The organism is Rhizobium sp. X9, assembly GCF_018873185.1.
Lineage (GTDB): Bacteria > Pseudomonadota > Alphaproteobacteria > Rhizobiales > Rhizobiaceae > Agrobacterium > Agrobacterium oryzihabitans.
Window position 1 is genome coordinate 2,138,856 of the sequence record NZ_CP071312.1, and the last position, 17,323, is coordinate 2,156,178.

At 60.4% G+C, this 17,323-nt stretch carries 14 protein-coding genes and 1 pseudogene; 6 read left to right on the forward strand and 9 right to left on the reverse strand.

All coding sequences use genetic code 11. The features are described 5' to 3' along the window. Window positions 1–120 precede the first annotated feature (120 nt). Together JZY08_RS24665 and JZY08_RS24670 are read left to right on the forward strand one after the other, a co-directional pair. The gene (locus tag JZY08_RS24665; RefSeq protein WP_003499157.1) at window positions 121–408 is read left to right on the forward strand and encodes a hypothetical protein; all 288 of its coding nucleotides are present in this window, start codon (window positions 121–123) and stop codon (window positions 406–408) included. A gap of 265 nt (window positions 409–673) precedes the next feature. Continuing rightward, complete coding sequence (locus JZY08_RS24670; protein WP_216332049.1) at window positions 674–1,855, forward strand: MFS transporter; 1,182 nt, start codon at window positions 674–676, stop codon at window positions 1,853–1,855. Between the two features lie 209 nt (window positions 1,856–2,064). On the opposite strand, the gene JZY08_RS24675 is transcribed toward JZY08_RS24670, so the two are convergent. The 3 genes from JZY08_RS24675 to JZY08_RS24685 all read right to left on the reverse strand — a co-directional run bounded on the left by JZY08_RS24675 (window position 2,065) and on the right by JZY08_RS24685 (window position 5,329). Then, window positions 2,065–3,057 (reverse strand): WD40 repeat domain-containing protein, encoded by a 993-nt coding sequence (locus JZY08_RS24675; protein ID WP_216332051.1) that lies wholly within the window; start codon window positions 3,055–3,057, stop codon window positions 2,065–2,067. Between the two features lie 228 nt (window positions 3,058–3,285). Next, entirely contained in the window at window positions 3,286–4,413 is a 1,128-nt protein-coding gene (locus JZY08_RS24680; RefSeq protein ID WP_003499162.1) for a GTP-binding protein, read from the reverse strand. Window positions 4,414–4,528: 115 nt separating this feature from the next. Further along, entirely contained in the window at window positions 4,529–5,329 is an 801-nt protein-coding gene (locus JZY08_RS24685; protein ID WP_216332053.1) for a creatininase family protein, read from the reverse strand. Between the two features lie 79 nt (window positions 5,330–5,408). Here JZY08_RS24685 and JZY08_RS24690 point away from each other — a divergent pair, with 79 nt between their 5' ends. From JZY08_RS24690 to JZY08_RS24700, 3 genes are all read left to right on the forward strand, one after another. Continuing rightward, window positions 5,409–5,918, forward strand: coding sequence for a MarR family winged helix-turn-helix transcriptional regulator (locus tag JZY08_RS24690; RefSeq protein ID WP_003499167.1), 510 nt, complete (start codon window positions 5,409–5,411; stop codon window positions 5,916–5,918). 131 nt (window positions 5,919–6,049) lie between these two features. After that, window positions 6,050–7,072 (forward strand): LacI family DNA-binding transcriptional regulator, encoded by a 1,023-nt coding sequence (locus JZY08_RS24695; protein WP_004433466.1) that lies wholly within the window; start codon window positions 6,050–6,052, stop codon window positions 7,070–7,072. Window positions 7,073–7,435: 363 nt separating this feature from the next. Then, window positions 7,436–8,398 (forward strand): 2-hydroxyacid dehydrogenase, encoded by a 963-nt coding sequence (locus JZY08_RS24700; RefSeq protein WP_003499173.1) that lies wholly within the window; start codon window positions 7,436–7,438, stop codon window positions 8,396–8,398. A gap of 162 nt (window positions 8,399–8,560) precedes the next feature. Here the strand turns inward: JZY08_RS24700 and JZY08_RS24705 are convergent, their stop codons facing one another. The 6 genes from JZY08_RS24705 to JZY08_RS24730 form a co-directional block, all read right to left on the reverse strand. Further along, window positions 8,561–9,688, reverse strand: coding sequence for a Gfo/Idh/MocA family protein (locus JZY08_RS24705; protein ID WP_216332055.1), 1,128 nt, complete (start codon window positions 9,686–9,688; stop codon window positions 8,561–8,563). 230 nt (window positions 9,689–9,918) lie between these two features. After that, window positions 9,919–10,731, reverse strand: coding sequence for a 5-deoxy-glucuronate isomerase (iolB, locus tag JZY08_RS24710; protein WP_216332057.1), 813 nt, complete (start codon window positions 10,729–10,731; stop codon window positions 9,919–9,921). Between the two features lie 239 nt (window positions 10,732–10,970). Further along, entirely contained in the window at window positions 10,971–11,879 is a 909-nt protein-coding gene (iolE, locus tag JZY08_RS24715; protein ID WP_216332059.1) for a myo-inosose-2 dehydratase, read from the reverse strand. Window position 11,880: 1 nt separating this feature from the next. Next, entirely contained in the window at window positions 11,881–13,707 is a 1,827-nt protein-coding gene (iolD, locus tag JZY08_RS24720) for a 3D-(3,5/4)-trihydroxycyclohexane-1,2-dione acylhydrolase (decyclizing) (RefSeq protein WP_216332061.1), read from the reverse strand. Continuing rightward, window positions 13,704–15,620, reverse strand: a complete 1,917-nt coding sequence (gene iolC, locus JZY08_RS24725) for a 5-dehydro-2-deoxygluconokinase (protein ID WP_216332063.1) — start codon at window positions 15,618–15,620, stop codon at window positions 13,704–13,706. Before iolC ends, iolD begins: the two co-directional genes overlap by 4 nt. 211 nt (window positions 15,621–15,831) lie before the next feature. Further along, window positions 15,832–16,647, reverse strand: a complete 816-nt coding sequence (locus JZY08_RS24730) for a MurR/RpiR family transcriptional regulator (protein WP_082184861.1) — start codon at window positions 16,645–16,647, stop codon at window positions 15,832–15,834. Between the two features lie 290 nt (window positions 16,648–16,937). Between JZY08_RS24730 and JZY08_RS24735 the strand changes: the two are divergent. Further along, a pseudogene (locus JZY08_RS24735) lies at window positions 16,938–17,227 on the forward strand (GIY-YIG nuclease family protein). The last annotated feature ends 96 nt before the right edge of the window (window positions 17,228–17,323 follow it).

The following is a 17,323-nucleotide window of genomic DNA, read 5'->3' on the forward strand; positions in this document are numbered from 1 at the left end:
AATTCATGAGTATTAGCGTTAATTGTTTATTGTAATATTAGGCTTTGCTTGAATTAGAATCCTCTAATTATACAGTTGGACTACGCCAGAGGGCGTGATCAAACATAAGAGGAGAGAGAAATGATTGCTAAGTTTGCTTGCATAGCCGCTGTTCTTACTGTCGCTTCCGTTGGTCAGGCCAATGCCGGCGGTCTTCTGGGCGGCATCCTGTCCGGAAACAGCAACAAGGGCGGCGCGCTCGTTGTCGTCTCGCCCAGCATCGATCTGGGTGTCAGCGGTATCCTGTCCAATAACGGGATTCTGAACGGCAACAAGACCGGTATCCTGAACGGCATCCTCAACGGCAACAAGACCTCCGTCGATGTCATCGACAACAAGAATGACGGCGGCAAGAAGCGTCGCCACTGAATAAGCCAGATCGAAAATCGACAGGGATTTTCGACGGAAACGATGCGCGCAGGACATAAGCCGGGAACAAGCCTCGAGTTGCGTGTGTATGACGCATAGCGCTTCCGGCAAGAACAAACGGTGCATCGCAAGACTGGAAGGGGGCCTCGTGGCCCCCTTTTTTTGTTCGTGCTCTGCTTAAATGAAGCTATGGGCAGGCTTGAACCGCGCACCGTTTTGATGTGAAGGTGGGCTTCACGTCCTCCAAGCTTTCAGTCGATTCCCCATGTTACAGAAACGCGCTTCGCCGGACGCTTTTGATCGTCAGGCCTATTTGATCGCGCTACTGGTCTTCGTTGCCGGCGGCACGAATGCGGCCGTCGTGCCATTTATCGGCTTTTATATCATTCAGGTTCTCGGTCATGCGCCGGCGACGCTCGGTCTTTACAGTGTGACCGCGATGCTGGCCTCGATCATTGCCAGCCGCATTTATGGCGAGCGTGTCGATGCCGGCGTGCGGGTGCGGCCATTGCTGCTTTTCTCCGTGCTTGGCGCCTTCGTCGCGGCAGCGGCGGCAACCTTCGGTCATCTGGCGCTGCTGGTGGCGATAACGGCAATCGGCATGGGGCTTTCCAACGCCGCCAGCACGCTCGTCTTCAGTTATGGCCGGTATCACGGCCGGGTAAAGGCGCTCGATACGGCGTCCTACAATGCTTTTCTGCGGATGATGGTGTCGCTGGCATGGATGCTGCTTCCGGCTGCCGCCTATCTGATCGTCGATCTCGCCGGCGCAAAGGCGGTGTTCCTGAATGCCATGTTGATGGCCGCCATCTGGGGCGGGCTGGCGCTTGCCATCGTGCCGCGTGGCCAGACTTGCCCGATGGAGCGGCGGGAGGAGGGGGAAGCCGATGCGGGGCGTAACCTGCCGCTGCTTCTGGCGGCGACGGCGAGCTTCTGCATGTCTTTCGCCCACTCCCTGTGCGCCTCTGCCCTGCCGGTGTTTCTGGTGCGGGAAGTGGGCCTGCCGGATTACGCGCCGGGCCTGTCGCTCAGCGTCAAATGCGCGATGGAGGTTCTGCTCATCCTGCTTGCGCCGAGGATCATGCGGCGGGTCAGCGCCCGCCTTCTTCTCTGCATCGCGGCGGTGATGGCGATCGTTGCTTTCAACATCATCGCTTCGGTCCAGACCTTGCCCGCCATGATTTTCGGTGCGGCGATGGAAGGCGCCTATTACGGCCTTTTCGCCGGCACGAGCCTGACCTTCATTCAGAGCTTTGCACGTGGCCGCACGGCGCGGGCGACGGCGCTTTACATGAATTCCATCTTCCTTGCCGCGCTGTTTGCGGTGCCGCTAATGGGGTTCGTGGCGCAATATGCCAGCTTCGGCGTCTCGATCCGGCTTGCCTCGGTGGGCGCCGGTGCCGGGTTGCTGCTGCTGTTCCTCACGCGCCGCCAGGTGGGCGAGTAGAGGGTGTAAAAGCCCTGAGGTTTTGCATCCGGTGCGGAATATTCAGCCGCCCTCGTTCCTGTGCTTGTCACAGGAATCCAGTCAGCCCAAGTCCTTGGGCTGAAAGGGCTCTCTCGCCACGCAGACGCGTGTCGGCTGGATTCCTGTGACAGGCACAGGAATGAGGGGAGTGGGCAGATCAGCCGGCGCATTGCGCGCCCGTCGCCGCCTTACGCCGAAATGTCGATAATGCCGCAATCGCCCGCTTCGGACGCGAAGGCGAGCAGCTTGCCGGTGGCGCTCCAGTCCATGCTCGTGATGGCGCCCTTGCCGGGGCGGCGAAGCAGGGCTTCCTTGCCGTCGGCAAGGCGCACGCCCAGCACCATGCCATCGATGAAACCGATGGCCAGCACGTCTTCCACGGGGTGGAAGGCGACATTGGTGACCATGATGTTGGCGCGGCTGCCGAGCTCTTCCGGCGCCTTGCCCATCGGGCCGTCCTTGCCGGAAAATGGCCAGACGATGGCGGCCGGCGCGCCTGATGAGGCGAGCCATTTGCCCTTGGCCGACCAGGAAATGGATTTGACCTTGGCGGGATATCCCGTCATGCGCATGTGGCGGGCTTCCATGCCGCCCTTGGTCGCTTCCATCTTCCAGCCGTGCAACGCGTTTTCCTGCATGGTGGTGACCAGGAACTTGCCATCAGGCGAGAAGGTGACGCCGGTATGGGCGCCCTTCCATTCCAGATCCACCGGATCGCCCGCACTCGCCACCCAAAGCAGCGTCACGCCGTTATAACGTGCGACCGCAATGCGCAGGCCCTTGGGCGCAAAGGCGATGGCCTCCACCGTGCGTTCTTCCTTGAATTCCTTCACCGTGCCGTCGGAGAGGCGCACGAAGCTCGACTTGCCAACGCCATAGGCGACCGCCTTCTGCGGCCCGCCGGCAACGACGCCGACCCATTTGCGCGGCACATTGGCGAGCTCGCTGATGCTGCCGTCGTGGCCGATGCGCAGCACGCGCCCGTCTTCGCCGCCGGAAAGCAGCGTGGCGCTGTAGGGATCGCGAACACAGGTCAGCAGTCCCTCATGCGCTTCCGTTACCTTCTCGCCCCCATCCAGCCGGTGAATGGTGCCGGCGGCGGTGGCAAACAGCGGAATGTCGCCGAGAAAATGGGTCGAGACCACGTGGCCTTCGATATCAAGCGGGGCAACAGTCGGCATGGGGCATCGGTCTTTCGTCTATGTGTTTTTCGTTTGGTGGATTTCGGTCGCTGACCAGGTCGGGAAGACCCGTTGTCGCGGTTTCAACCCGTGGCGTCATGGTCGGGCTTAGCCCGACCATCCACATGCTGGCGGCAATGGGTCCTCGGGTCAAGCCCGAGGATGACGTCGAGTGTGGGGAAGGGAACCGGGAAGCAGCAGGAGCGTCCCGGTCTGTCCCTTAAAACCTCAGGCCGTTGCGAGGCAGGCGTTGAAGCTCTTTTCCAGCTTCTCACGATCCAGTTCGCGGCCGATGAAGACGAGGCGGCTTTCGCGCTTTTCGCCGTCTTTCCAGGGGCGCTGGTGATCGCCCTCGATGATCATGTGGACGCCCTGCACCACGTAACGTTCCGCATCGCCCTTGAAGGCGATGATGCCTTTCAGGCGCAGAATATTCGGACCGTCGGTCTGCGTCACCTTCTGGATCCACGGGAAGAAGCGCTCGGGGTTCATCTCGCCGCCGCGCAGCGAAACGGATTGCACGGTCACGTCGTGAATTGCCGAAACCGCGCCATGGTGATGGTGGCCGTGGTCATGCCCATGGTCGTGCCCATGATCATGATCGTGGTGATGCCCGTGATCGTGGTCATGATGATGGTGGTCATGATCGTGATGGTGGTGGTCGCAATCGGGACCGCAGGCATGGTCCTCATGGCCGTGTTCGAGGAAATGCGGATCGTTTTCGAGTGCACGTTCCAGATTGAACGCGCCCTGATCGAGAACGCGGGCGAGATCGACGCCGGAACGGGTGGTCTTGTAGATGCGTGCGGAAGGATTGATGGCGCGCACGATATCCTCGATGCGGGCCACTTCCTCCGGCGAAACGAGATCGGTCTTGTTGACGATCACGACATCGGCAAAGGCGATCTGGTCTTCGGCCTCGCGGCTGTCCTTCAGGCGCAGCGGCAGGTGCTTGGCATCAACAAGCGCGACAACGGCGTCAAGCTCGGTCTTGGCGCGCACGTCGTCATCCATGAAGAAGGTCTGGGCAACGGGAACGGGGTCGGCAAGGCCGGTGGTCTCGACGATGATGCCGTCGAAACGGCCGGGCCGGCGCATCAGGCCTTCCACGACGCGGATCAGGTCGCCGCGCACCGTGCAGCACACGCAGCCATTGTTCATTTCGTAGATTTCTTCATCGGACTCGACGATCAGATCGTTATCGATGCCGATCTCGCCGAATTCATTGACGATGACAGCGTATTTCTTGCCGTGGTTCTCGGAGAGGATACGGTTGAGAAGCGTCGTCTTGCCGGCGCCGAGATATCCCGTCAGGACGGTGACTGGAATGGGCTTGGCTGGTGCTGTTTCGGTCATGGAAAACCCCGCATGGAGAAAGGCCGTGAAGGCCCCAAGGAAGAAGTGTTGTCGTCCATATAGGCGCGACGTCCGGGCAGTTCAAAGAGATTTTGGTCGAATTCTGCCAGCTTGTTCAAATTTTGTTATGAAATAACGTTATGTCAAAATCGTGGACGTCTTGAAGCAGTTCGACAAGGCCGCCGACCGCATGGGAGATGAGCCTTTCGCCCTTTTCGGCTGAGGCGGCAGTGGCGTTTCCGGCGACACCGTCAGGGTTCAGATCGCTCATCAGCCAGCCGAAGGCATGCGGCCCATAGGCGCGCAGATGCCTGAAACGGTCGGCGAAATCGCTTTGCCGGGAAGGAAAGTCGGCCGCTTTTTCCATCGCCACCCGCTCCGGGCAAAGCGCCAGCATGACCGATGTCTCGATATCGCCGCCGTGGATGTCGATCGCCTTGTCTTCCGGCCTCACGATATCCGCTGGCACGCCGAAACGGGTCCAGCTGGTGGCGACGGCCAGCATGCCGAAGCGGGCGCGGGCCTCGGTCGCGACGATGGTCATCAACGGTGAATTGCCGCCATGGGCGTTCAGCATCACGAATTTGCGCACGCCTTTTTCATATTCGGCCTTAGCAATGCCGAGCCAGCGCTCAACGGCCTCATCGTAACGCAACGTCCGGGTGCCGGGCACATCCATGTGTTCGATGGAATATCCGACGGGCTCTACCGGCAGGAAGGAGACGGGCAGATGGGCGGGCAAGGCAGCGGTGAGACGGGAGACGATGCCTTCGGCAATCAGCGTATCGGTCTCGAAGGGCAGGTGCGGTCCATGCTGCTCATGCGCACCCAGAGGCAGCACGGAAATTACACCTGTTGCGCGAAGATGCGGGTCTGTTACGTTTTCGTCGTGATATTGCGTGTATGAGTTTGGCATCTGGCAGTCCGCACGTGCATTCGGTAAGGATTTCCAGCAACATATATCGGTTCCGCCACAGGGTAAAAGGCACTCGCATATGAGCAAGGATAAAACTGGGCATAAGGACAAGGGCGCCAAGAAGGAAAAGAGCGGCAAGAAGGTAAAGGACGCCAAAAAAAGGGATGAGAATTTCAACCCTGAGGAACTGGCGCAATCCATCACCCAGGCCGCCCGCTCCATGCGCACGGCGCTGAGCCACAGCCTTGCCGAAAGCGGCCTTTATGCCGGGCAGGACGGCGTTATCCTGGCGCTCGCGCAGGAAGGCAGCCTGACGCCCGGGCAGATCGCCCAGAAACTCGGCGTCAAGGCGCCGACCATGACGCGCACCATCGGCCGCATGGAGGCCCAGGGCTTCGTGGAACGCAGCGGCGACGACGAGGATGGCCGTGTCACGCTGGTGAAGCTGACGGAGGCGGGGCTGAAAAGCGTCGAGCATATCAATGTTTCCATCGCCAATTGTGGTGCACGGGCGATAGAAGGACTTTCGGCCAAGGATATCAGAACCGTGGTTAAACTTCTCAAGGCGATCGACACCAATCTTCAATAATTTTGTTGAAATTTTTAAAATAAAACTCTGTTTTGTGGGTATCTCTTAAACGGGTTGCGGATTTTGTTTAAATTGTTTAATTGCAATTTAAACAGATACGTCGTCAACGACATGCGTTTGGGAGGAATGCCGTGGCCCAAAAGGTCAAACTGTCCACGATCGCCGAAAGTCTCGGTCTTTCGACCGCCACCATTTCCCTTGCATTGCGTGACAGCCCGCTGGTTGCCTCCGACACGCGCGACAAGATCAAGGAACAGGCGCGGGCGCTCGGTTACATCTACAACCGCCGGGCGGCCAGCCTGCGCACCTCGCGCTCCGGCATTGTCGGCGTGGTGTTCCACGATGTGATGAACCCCTTCTACGGCGAAATTCTGAAAGCCATCGAAAGCGAGCTGGACCGCAGCCGCCAGACCTTCATTCTTTCCAACCACTACGATTCGGTGGAGAAGCAGCGCACCTTCATCGAAACACTGCTGCAGCTGGGTTCTGACGGTATCATCATGTCGCCCGCCATCGGCACGCCGATCGAGGACATGACGCTGGCCGAGGAGAACGGTATGCCCGCCATTCTGGTGGCCCGTTCCATGGATGGCGTCGATATGCCGACCTATCGCGGCGACGACAGCTACGGCATTTCGCTGGCGACAAATCATCTGATCAGCCTCGGCCACCGCACCATCGCCATGGTTGGCGGCACCGACCAGACATCCACCGGCCGTGACCGCTATCAGGGTTATGTCAACGCGCTGCGCAAGGCGGGTATCGAGGTCGATCCGAACCTGCGTATTCCCGGCCCCCGCTCCAAGCAGGGCGGCTTCGAGGCCGCCGTGCATTTCCTCTCCCTGCCGCAGAAGCCGACCGCCGCCGTCTGCTGGAACGATCTCGTCGCAATCGGCCTCATGAACGGCATTTCGCGTGCCGGTCTGGTGCCGGGTGTCGATATTTCCGTCACCGGCTATGACGATCTGGAGGAGGCGGCGATCGCCACGCCGGCGCTGACCACCGTGTCCAACGGACAGGCCGAGGTGGGACGTCTCGCAGCACGGGCGCTGCTGGACAGGCTGGCCGGCAGCCACGAACCGGATGGCATCCACCTCATCAAGCCGGAGATGCGCATCCGCCAGTCGACGGGGCCGGTGCGGCCGCGGGTCTGAGTCTATCGCCCGGGAGTATGGATGCGGCAGGCTGCCTGTTCCTGTTTGTTCGCGACGTTTCCTTCTTCCGTCATTCCGGCCCTGAGCCGGAATCCAGCCGGCGCGCGTCTGCGCGACGGGAAGAGCCCTTTCAGCCCAAGGACTTGGGCTGGCTGGATGCCGGATCAAGTCCGGCATGACGGATGTGCATGTGGTGCAAAAAAAACCGCATGAAACTTCCGTCTGCCCCCATAGCATCCCCTTATTGCCCTTTTCACGGCCGTCTTTGTTTGAAAGGATCGCCGCCCAGAGGAGTGGGATGGCGAAAGGTTCGCCTGGAACCTGCTCCGGCTATCGGAATGTTATCAGGAGGAATATCCACTCATGTCTGACAAAAAGGCCGTCGTTCTCGTTCCCGGCAAGATAAACCCGCGCGTCCTCGAACGCCTCGAAGGCAAGGTCGAGATCGTGACAGTGCCCGCCGGTGCCGAGCCGGTTCTGCCTGAAGGTGCGGCTGAGCGTATCAACGCCATCGCCGTGTCCGGTGTCGTCAACGCCAAATGGATCGATGCGCTGCCGAAGCTTGAGATCATCGCCAATTTCGGCGTCGGTTACGATGGCGTCGACGCCAAACATGCCGCCACACGCGGCATCGTGGTGACCAATACGCCTGACGTGCTCAATGACGAAGTGGCGGATACGACGATTGCGCTGCTGATCAATACCGTGCGCCGTCTCTATCAGGCCGAGACCTGGCTTCGCGACGGCAAATGGGTTGGTGAAGGGCCCTTTGCGCTTTCGCCATTCTCGCTGCGCGGCCGCAAGGTCGGCCTCTTCGGCATGGGCCGCATCGGCCAGGAAATCGCCAAGCGGCTGGAGCCTTTCAAGGTGGAGATCGGTTATCACACCCGCAGCAAGCGCGATGGCCTCAACTATACCTATTACGGCTCGCTGAAGGAGATGGCGGAAGCCGTCGACATCCTGATCTGCATCGTGCCCGGCACGCCGGAGACGCATAAGGTGATCAACGCGGAAATCCTCTCCGCACTAGGGCCGCAGGGCGTTTTCGTCAATGTCGGCCGCGGTTCCAGCGTTGATGAAGATGCGCTTCTGCAGGCGCTTCAGAGCGGTGCCGTGGGTGCTGCCGGTCTCGACGTGTTCTATGCCGAGCCGAAGGTGCCGGAAGCGTTCCTGTCGCTGCCGAATGTTTCCCTGCTGCCGCACGTGGCGTCCGCCTCCATCCCGACGCGCAATGCGATGGCCGATCTCGTGGCCGACAATATTCTCGGCTGGTTTAAGGACGGCAAGGTACTGACGCCAGTGCCGGAAACGCCTGTTAAGGGGTGAGGCCGGAACCTCCACGCACCGTCACCCCGGACTTGATCCGGGGCCCAGCATGATCAAGTCTTTGATCATAAAAGACTCCTGTCACGGCGCAGATGCGCCGTGGCTGGATGCCGGATCAAGTCCGGCATGACGGAGGAGACGTTTTCGCCCTTTGTGGGCGTTCTATTCCGCAATCTCCGCGCTTCCCACCCAGCGCCCTTCGGCAAACGACCGGGCCATGGCATGAATGCTGCGCTCGATCTTCAGCCCTTCCTCGAAATCGATGATATGCGCCTTCTTGCCCTCGATGGCGGCGATGAGTTCGCGGCATTCGATCACTTTCAGGTCGTTGAAGCCGAGCCCGTGGCCGGGGGCGGGGATGAAGCGGTCATAGGGCTTATGGTGCGGGGCGGCGAGGATGGTCCTGAAACCCTGCTCCTCCGGGCGTCCGTCCGTTGTGTAGAGCTGGAATTCGTTCATCCGCTCCTGATCGAACAGGATCGAGCCGGTGGAGCCATAAATCTGGATGGCGATGCGGCCTTTGCGGCCCCAGGCCGAGCGGTTGGCAATCAGCACAGCGGAAATGCCGCCTTCGAGCTTCAGGAGAACGCTGGCAAGATCATGCGTCTCGACAGCGCGCTCGCCACCGCCGCTCAGCGGCCGCGTCGCATAAGGTTTCACCATATCGGTGATCGCGCTTTCGGCATGGCCGAACAGGGAAAACAGCAGTGACAGCGGGTGAACGGCGAAATCATCCAGCGCGCCATAGCCGGATGAGGCTTCGCTCTTCCAGTAGAAGGGCTGGGTGGCATCCGCCATGAAGTCCTCATCCATCTCGGCGCGGACATGATAGACCTTGCCGATCGCGCCTTCGTCGATCAGGCGGCGCATATGGCGGATCATAGGGTTCTGGATGTAGTTGTAGCCCATGGCCGCCGCCTTGCCGGACCGGCGGGCCGCATCGCGCATCTTCACCGCGTCAGTAAAGGCGGGCGCCATCGGCTTTTCGCACCAGACATGCTTGCCGGCATCGAGTGCGGCAATCGCCATTTCGGGGTGAAAGGCATTCGGTGTGGTGACTGAGATCACATCAATCTCCGGATCGGAAAGCAGGTCGCGCCAGTTGCCTGTCGAGCGGGCGAAACCGAATTCGGCCGCTTTCTTGGCCGCCAGCTCGGGATTGACCTCCGCGAGCGTGACCAGCCGCGGGCGCTCCACATCGCCGAAGACGCTGGTGACGTTGTTCCACGCCAAAGCGTGGCACTTGCCCATGTAACCTGTGCCAATAAGGCCAACGCCAAGAGCCGCCATGGTCTTTCCTCCCTAAATTGTTAGAATGAAATCAATACGTTCGATTGCTTGTTTCTCTGCGGCAATCGCGGCACGGACCTTCCTCGCCCCTCATTCCTGTGCTTGTCACAGGAATCCAGCCGACGCGCGTCTGCGCGGCGGAAAGACTCCTCTCAGCCCAAGGACTTGGGCTGGCTGGATCCCTGTGACAAGCACAGGGATGAGGAGGGTGCCGTGGACGCTGGCATGCCTCACGGATTGTCGCGCTTGAAAATCCAGTCATGATCGGGATGGTTCTTGAACCGCCACTTGCGCATCGGCCCGGCCATCACGTTCAGATAATACATCTCGTAACCATAGGGCGCGCCGCAGGGGTGGTGGCCCTTCGGAACCAGCACGACATCGCCGTCCGCCACCGCCATGGTCTCATCCAGCGAACCGTCCTCAGTGAAGACACGCTGGAAACCGAAACCCTGCGCTGGGTTGAGCCGGTGATAATAGGTCTCTTCCAGATAGGTCATATCAGGGTAATTATCCTCATCATGTCGGTGCGGCGGATAGGACGACCAGTTGCCCGACGGGGTGAACACTTCCGTCACCAGCAGGCTGTCGGCCGCATCGCGCTCTTCCATGGCGATGGGGAAGATGTAGCGCGTATTGGCGCCCTTGCCACGCTCCGTCAGCTGCACACCATTGGGACCGATCTGCTGCGCCTCGCGGCTGCCTTTTTCGCCGGGTGCGGTGCAGACGCCGATGGTGCAATCGGTCGTGGCGGTCAGCGACCATTCGGAGCCTGCGGGCACGTAGACGCAGTGCGGCGGTTTGCGTTCGAACACATTCATGCGGTCGCCGAGTTCACCGAAATCCTTCCCGCCGGCGGAAATCGTCGCCTTGCCTTCGACCAGCACGAGGATGACTTCCGTATCGCCCGTCTTCTCTGCCGCTGCTTCGCCCGGCTTCAGGCGATAGAGGCCGAAACCGACATAACCCCAATCCGCGCTTTGGGGCGTGATATCGTGCACCTTGCCGCTTGTCGCGACCGGCTTGCGCAGAAGTGAGGTCATGGTGGTGTTCCTTTTTGGTCAGTCGTTTAATTTATCGGGCGGCTATTCACGCGTTTTCCTCATCCCTGTGCTCGTCACAGGGATCCAGTCAGCCCAAGTCCTTGGGCTGACTGGAGTCTTTCCGCCGCGCCGACGCGCGTCGGCTGGATTCCTGTGACGAGCACAGGAATGAGGGTGGAGGGGGCTGCACCGGAGCATATGATCCGCAGACGTATACACTCTGATGCCCCCTGCTCAGTTCAGGCAGCCTGAGCCTTGTCCAACCCCGCTTCCCGGGCAAAAGCCTTCAGCGATTTCAACCCGAGGCTCTGATATTCGAAGGGGTTGCGCACATCCGGGTCCTGTTCGGCCTCGATGACCAGCCAGCCGCTGTAATTATGCTCGGCGGCAATTCTCAGAACCGGCGGGAAGTTCACGCCGCCCTCGCTGTCACCCGGCACGGTGAACACGCCGCGGCGAACGCCTTCGAGGAAGGAAAGCCGTTCGTTCCGAACCTGATCGGCTATCACCGGCCGCACGTTTTTGGCGTGGATATGGCCGACGCGGTGCATGTATTTCTGCGCGACGCGCACGGGATCGCCGCCGCCGAACAGGCAATGGCCGGTATCGAGCAGCAGATGGGTCTTCGGCCCGGTGTGCTTCATCAAAAGGTCGATCTCGTCTTCGCTCTCGACCACGGTTCCCATGTGGTGATGGTAGACGAGTGTGATGCCCTGTTCGGCAGCAAAAGCCGCCAGCGCCTCGACACCCGCGCCGAACTTGGCCCAGTCTTCAGCCGCAAGGCTCGGACGGTCGACCAGCGCCGTGTCGTCGGCACCGTGAATGGCGTTGGAGGTCTCGCAGACGATGATGACTTTTGAGCCCATGGCTTTCAGCAGATCGAGCGCCGGCTGCATCGCCTTCTTTTCGGATTCGATGCTGTCGGTCAAAAGGTTCAGCGAATGCCAGCCGGAGACGAAGGACAGGCCGCGCGGCGAAAGCACGCTCTTCAGGCCTTCCGGCTCCGTCGGGAACTTGTGGCCCTTCTCGATGCCGTCGAAGCCGATCTTTGCGGTTTCATCGAGGCATTGTTCGAGGCTGATATGCGCACCGAGCGTGCGATCGTCGTCGTTGGACCAGGCAATCGGGTTGGTTCCGTAACGGATCATCTTACTGTCTTTCCTTGATATGGTTTTCATAACGGGCGCGCGCCGGTCCGATTTCGGCGCGTTCGGAAACTTCAGGCACCGCGACATCCCACCAGTGACCACCGGCCTGCGGCGTCGGATAGGGGTCGGTATCGATGACGATCACGGTCGTGCGGGTGGACGCGCGGGCGGCAGCAAGCGCTGCTTCCAGCTCGGAAATGGTGGAGACCTTGCGTGCATCCGCCCCCATCGAGCCGGCATGGGCGACGAAGTCGATGGCGATGGGGTTGACGTTGGTATGGGCGTAGAGGTTGTTGAATTGCGCGCCGCCGGTCTCCATCTGCAGTCGGTTGATGCAGCCGTAACCCCTGTTGTCGGTGATGACGAGCGTGATCTTGACGCCCATGGCGACCGATGTGGCAAGCTCGGAATTCATCATCATGTAGGAGCCGTCGCCGACCATGACGATCACGTCCCGGTCCGGTTCCGCCATCTTGATGCCAAGGCCGCCGGCCACCTCATATCCCATGCAGGAGAAGCCATATTCCATGTGATAGGAGAGCGGCAGCTTGGATTTCCACAGCTGGTGAAGCTCGCCCGGCATGGTGCCTGCGGCGCACATGACGACGGTATTGTCACGCGACTGGCGCTGCACCGCGCCGATGACCTGCATGTCCGTCGGCAGGCTGTTGGCATTGTCCTCACCCGGTGCTGCCGTATCGGCATCGGCCTTCTTGAACCATGCCGCCTTCAGGCCCGCATCCGGTGCCGTGAAGCGGTGGCTGCCAAGCGCGGCCGACAGTTTTTCAAGGCCGATCTTCGCATCCGCCGTCAGGCTGATGGCATCATGCTTGGCGCTGTCATACGGCTGCACGTTGAGGGCGAGAATCTTGCGGTCCGGGTTCTTGAACAGCGCCCAGGAGCCAGTGGTGAAATCCTGAAAGCGGGTGCCGACACCAAAGACCAGATCGGCCTTCTCGCTGACGATATTGGCGCTTTCGGCACCCGTGACGCCGACCGGGCCGAAATTGAGATCGTGATCCCATGCGAGCGCCGATTTGCCGGCCTGCGTTTCCACCACGGGGATGGAATGTTTTTCGGCAAAGTTTTTCAACGTTTCGGTGGCGCCTGCGAAATGCACGCCGCCGCCGGCAACGATGACGGGGTTCTTCGCGGCCTTCAGCGCGGCGACGGCCTCTTCGAATTCCACCACATCAGGCTCGGGGCGGCGCTGACGCCAGATGCGCTTTTCAAAGAAACTGACCGGATAGTCGTAAGCTTCCGCCTGCACATCCTGGCAGAAAGCGAGCGTTACCGGGCCGCAATCGGCCGGGTCCGTCATGGTGCGCATGGCGCGGGGAAGGGCGGTCAGCAATTGTTCCGGGCGCATGATGCGGTCGAAATAACGGCTCACCGGGCGGAAGCAGTCATTCACCGTCATCGTGCCGTCGCCGAAATCTTCCAGCTGCTGGAGCACGGGGTCGGGACCGCGATTGGCGAAGACGTCGCCGGGGATCAGCAGAACCGGCAGGCGGTTGACATGGGCAAGTGCTGCCGCCGTCACCATGTTGGCGGCACCGGGGCCGATGGAAGAGGTGACCGCCATTGCCCGCCGGCGGCGCAGCTGCTTGGAATAGGCAATTGCCGCATGCGCCATCGATTGCTCGTTCTGGCCGCGATAGGTCGGCAGTTCCTCGCGAATGCCATAAAGCGCCTCGCCGATGCCGGCGACATTGCCATGGCCGAAAATGGCCCAGACACCGGCGATATAGGTCTCGCCATGTTCATTCATCTGCGCGGCGAGGTAACGAACCATAGCCTGCGCAGCCGTCATTCTGATTGTCTTCACGCTGCCTCTCCCTTTTTGGCGCGCGCCTCATCCCATATGCGGCACAGGCTGGTGTAGCGCTGCGCCATATCCTTCACCGCTTCCTGATCTGTCATCTTGCCACCGAGCCATGCCCGGGCAGCATCTGCGAAAATCGTGCGGCCGACGGCGAAACCTTTGACCAGATCGAAACCGGCGGCAAGGCGGAAGCTCTCCTCCAGCTCGCTTTGCGGTGCGTCGAGACCGAGAACGACGATGCCCCGCACGTAAGGATCGTTGCGATGTACGGCGTCACAGGCGTTCTTCCAGGCTGCGCGTGTCTTCATCGGCTCAAGCTTCCACCAATCGGGATAGACGCCGATCTCGTAGAAACGCTCGACGATGCGGGCGGCCGTCAGATCGTCGGTTGGGCCGACCTTGGAGGGGATCACCTCAAGCAGCATTTCCAGACGGTTGCGGCGTGTCGCCTGGAACAGACGCATGACCGTCTCCTCCTGTGCGGCGCGCATCTCGTCGCTGTCATCGGGGTGGTAGAAGCACAGAACCTTGACGACATTTTCAAGCGGCCATTCGGAAAGCCCGCCGAAATCCTTGCCGAGTTCGGGTTCCAGCGTCAGCGGGCGCGAGCCCGGCCATTCCACCGGCCGGCCGATCCAGAGACCCGAGCCGCTGGCGGCAAAAAGCGCATCGCGGCCAAGGCGTCCGTCACAGAGAATACCGTAACCCGCCTTGCCGCCAGAGACCGTTTGCGCGGCCTCGAGGCAGAGTTTCTTGAAAGCGCCGATACGCTCGTGTTTCACGCCGAGTTCGTCGGCGATGGCTTCCAATTGCATGCGATGGTCGAAGGCGAAGACGCGCATCGTGTCCCAGTCGCCCTTGCGGTTGGTCGACCAATGCACCTGTTCCAGCGCCTCGTCCTTGCGCAGCGCCTTGTTGCGAATGCCGGCCTTGAAGAAATATTGCAATTCTTCCCAGCTCGGATAGGCCGGCGTGCAGCCGTGGCGGGAAACGGCGAAGGCGCCGCAGGCATTGGCGTATTTCAGCGTCGTCGGCCAGTCCTCGCCGCGCAGCCAGCCACGGAACAGCCCGGCCATGAAGCCATCGCCTGCGCCGAGAACATTGAAGACCTCGATCGGAAAACCTTCACCCGTCTCGCCATCGTCGAGGCTGGCAGGAATTTCGCCGGCGAACACCGACGCACCCATTGGCCCGCGCTTGCACACCAGCGTCGCGTTTGAGACCTTGCGCACGGCATTCAATGCGGCAAGCGTATCGGTCGAGCCGCCGGCAATGTGGAATTCTTCTTCGGTGCCGACGATCAGGTCGAAGAGGTGCAGGGTGGATTGCAACTTGGCAGTGACCTTCTGCGATTCCACGAAACGGCTCTCGCCATCGCCATGGCCGGCCACGCCCCAGAGATTGGGCCGGTAATCGATATCGAGCGCGGTTTTGGCGCCATTTTCACGGACAAGTTTCAGCGCCTTCAGCACGGCCGCTTCCGTCTTCGGATGCGACAGATGCGTGCCGGTGGCGCAGACGCAAGCGGCTTCGGCGATGAAAGCGGGGTCGATATCGTCTTCGCTGAGCGCCATGTCAGCACAGTTCTCACGATAGAAAATCAGCGGAAACTGGTTCTGGTCACGAATGCCGAGGAGCACCAGCGCGGTCAACCGCTCCGGGTCGGTTTTGACACCGCGCACGTCCACGCCTTCGCGCACCAGCTGTTCACGGATGAAGCGGCCCATATGCTCGTCGCCGACGCGGGTGATGACGGCGCTGTTGAGGCCGAGGCGCGCTGCACCCGCCGCGATGTTGGTGGGAGAGCCGCCGATATATTTGGCAAAGGAGGCCATGTCTTCCAGACGGCCGCCGACCTGCGAACCGTACAGGTCGACCGACGAGCGCCCGATCGTGATGAGATCAAGTTTTTTCAAAAGGTTCCTCCTTCGGACCGCGTATCGCGGCGGTCAGCCTCACATGTGTGGAGCGGCATTCCAGCGCGGGACTTGGCCCGCACCTTTCGTCATCCCGCTCCGGTGAGCCTCCTCCGCCCACGTAACTCCGTCACGAGACGGACGATCATGGAATGTCCGTTTCATGGATTTGGATCATAAATTCTATTTTTTACGTTTTCAATAAAAATATTCAGGCAGTTTTGCGGGTTCCCACAGCCACGGCCAGTGTGATGGCGAGACAGAGCGTGGCCGAAAGCGAGCGGAATGCGCCGAAATCGATCTCTGTCACCGTAAGAAGCGTTGCGCCGGATTTGCGCAGCGGATTGACGGCGGAATCAGACATGGCGACGACCGGAATGCCGTTGGCGCGGGCCGTTTCCGCCAATTCCAAGGTTTCCGCCGAATAGGGGGAAAAGGTGATTGCGATCAGCGCGTCCTCGCGGGAGATGGCGCTGATATTGCCGAGCCCGCCGACGGCGCTGTGCAGAACCGCCGGAACCTTCATCTTCTCAAAGGCGTAAGCCAGATAGCTGGCAATAGGAAAGGAACGTCGCAAACCGACGATATGCACGGTGCGCGCCTTTGCGAGCACCGCGACCGCCTCGTCGAGCTGCCGCGTATCGACCGATTTCAGCAGCATTTCCAGGGAGGAACGACCGGCCTCCACAAATTCCGCAAGCAGACCGGACGCGCTCTCATCACCCTTTTCGCGCAGATGGTCGAGCCTCGTCGCATAATCCGGCCAGCCGCCGACATAGGAATCACGGAACAGGCGCTGCATCTCTGAAAAGCCGGAAAAGCCCATGATCTGGCAAAACCGCATGAAGGCCGAAGGCTGCACGCCGGCGCCTTCAGCCATTTCGGCGACGGTGGAAACGGCGATGCGATCCTGATTGGAAGCGACATAATCGGCGCACTGGCGTAATCGCTTGGGCAACCCCTCCGCGACCTGGAGCAGCCGCTCCTCAAAAGCCTTCACCGATTCTGGCGCATCGATTGCCGTCATTGTCGTTCCTTTGTGCGGAGTGAAATCGTGTGCACTTTAACTGTTGTGGAATTTTTATTCCATTGTGTTTTTGAGATTTGCGTGATGGGTGAGAGCAGGGGCAGGAGTGACCAGCATACTCTCCTCATCCCTGTGCTTGTCACAGGAATCCAGCCGACGCGCGTCCGCGCGGCGAGAGAGTCCTGACAGCCCAAGGACTTGGGCTGGCTGGATTCCTGTGACGAGCACAGGAATGAGGAGGTGAGCGTTCTCCCTTGTGAAACACCGGGATAAAATGCATCTTCTTCCACATGAAGGGCTACGTCTATATATTGGCGTCCAAACGCAACGGCACACTCTATACCGGCGTGACGAAGGATTTGCCGACCAGGCTTTTCGAACACCAGAACGAGCGACGCCCGGTTTCACTTCACAATATGGCGTCAAAATGCTGGTCTGGTTTGAGGAATTCGACCTGCTGACGAGTGCGATCACGCGGGAAAAAACCATCAAGAAATGGCCCAGGCAATGGAAGCTCAATCTGATCGAGCGAACGAACCCGGAGTGGAGAGACATCTCCAATCATTTGCACGACCTGTGACTTGTGATCGAACCACTGACGGTTCCCGCACACTCTCCTCATCCCTGTGCTTGTCACAGGGATCCTGTGTATTGCGTCTGTGCTAGAATGGTAGCG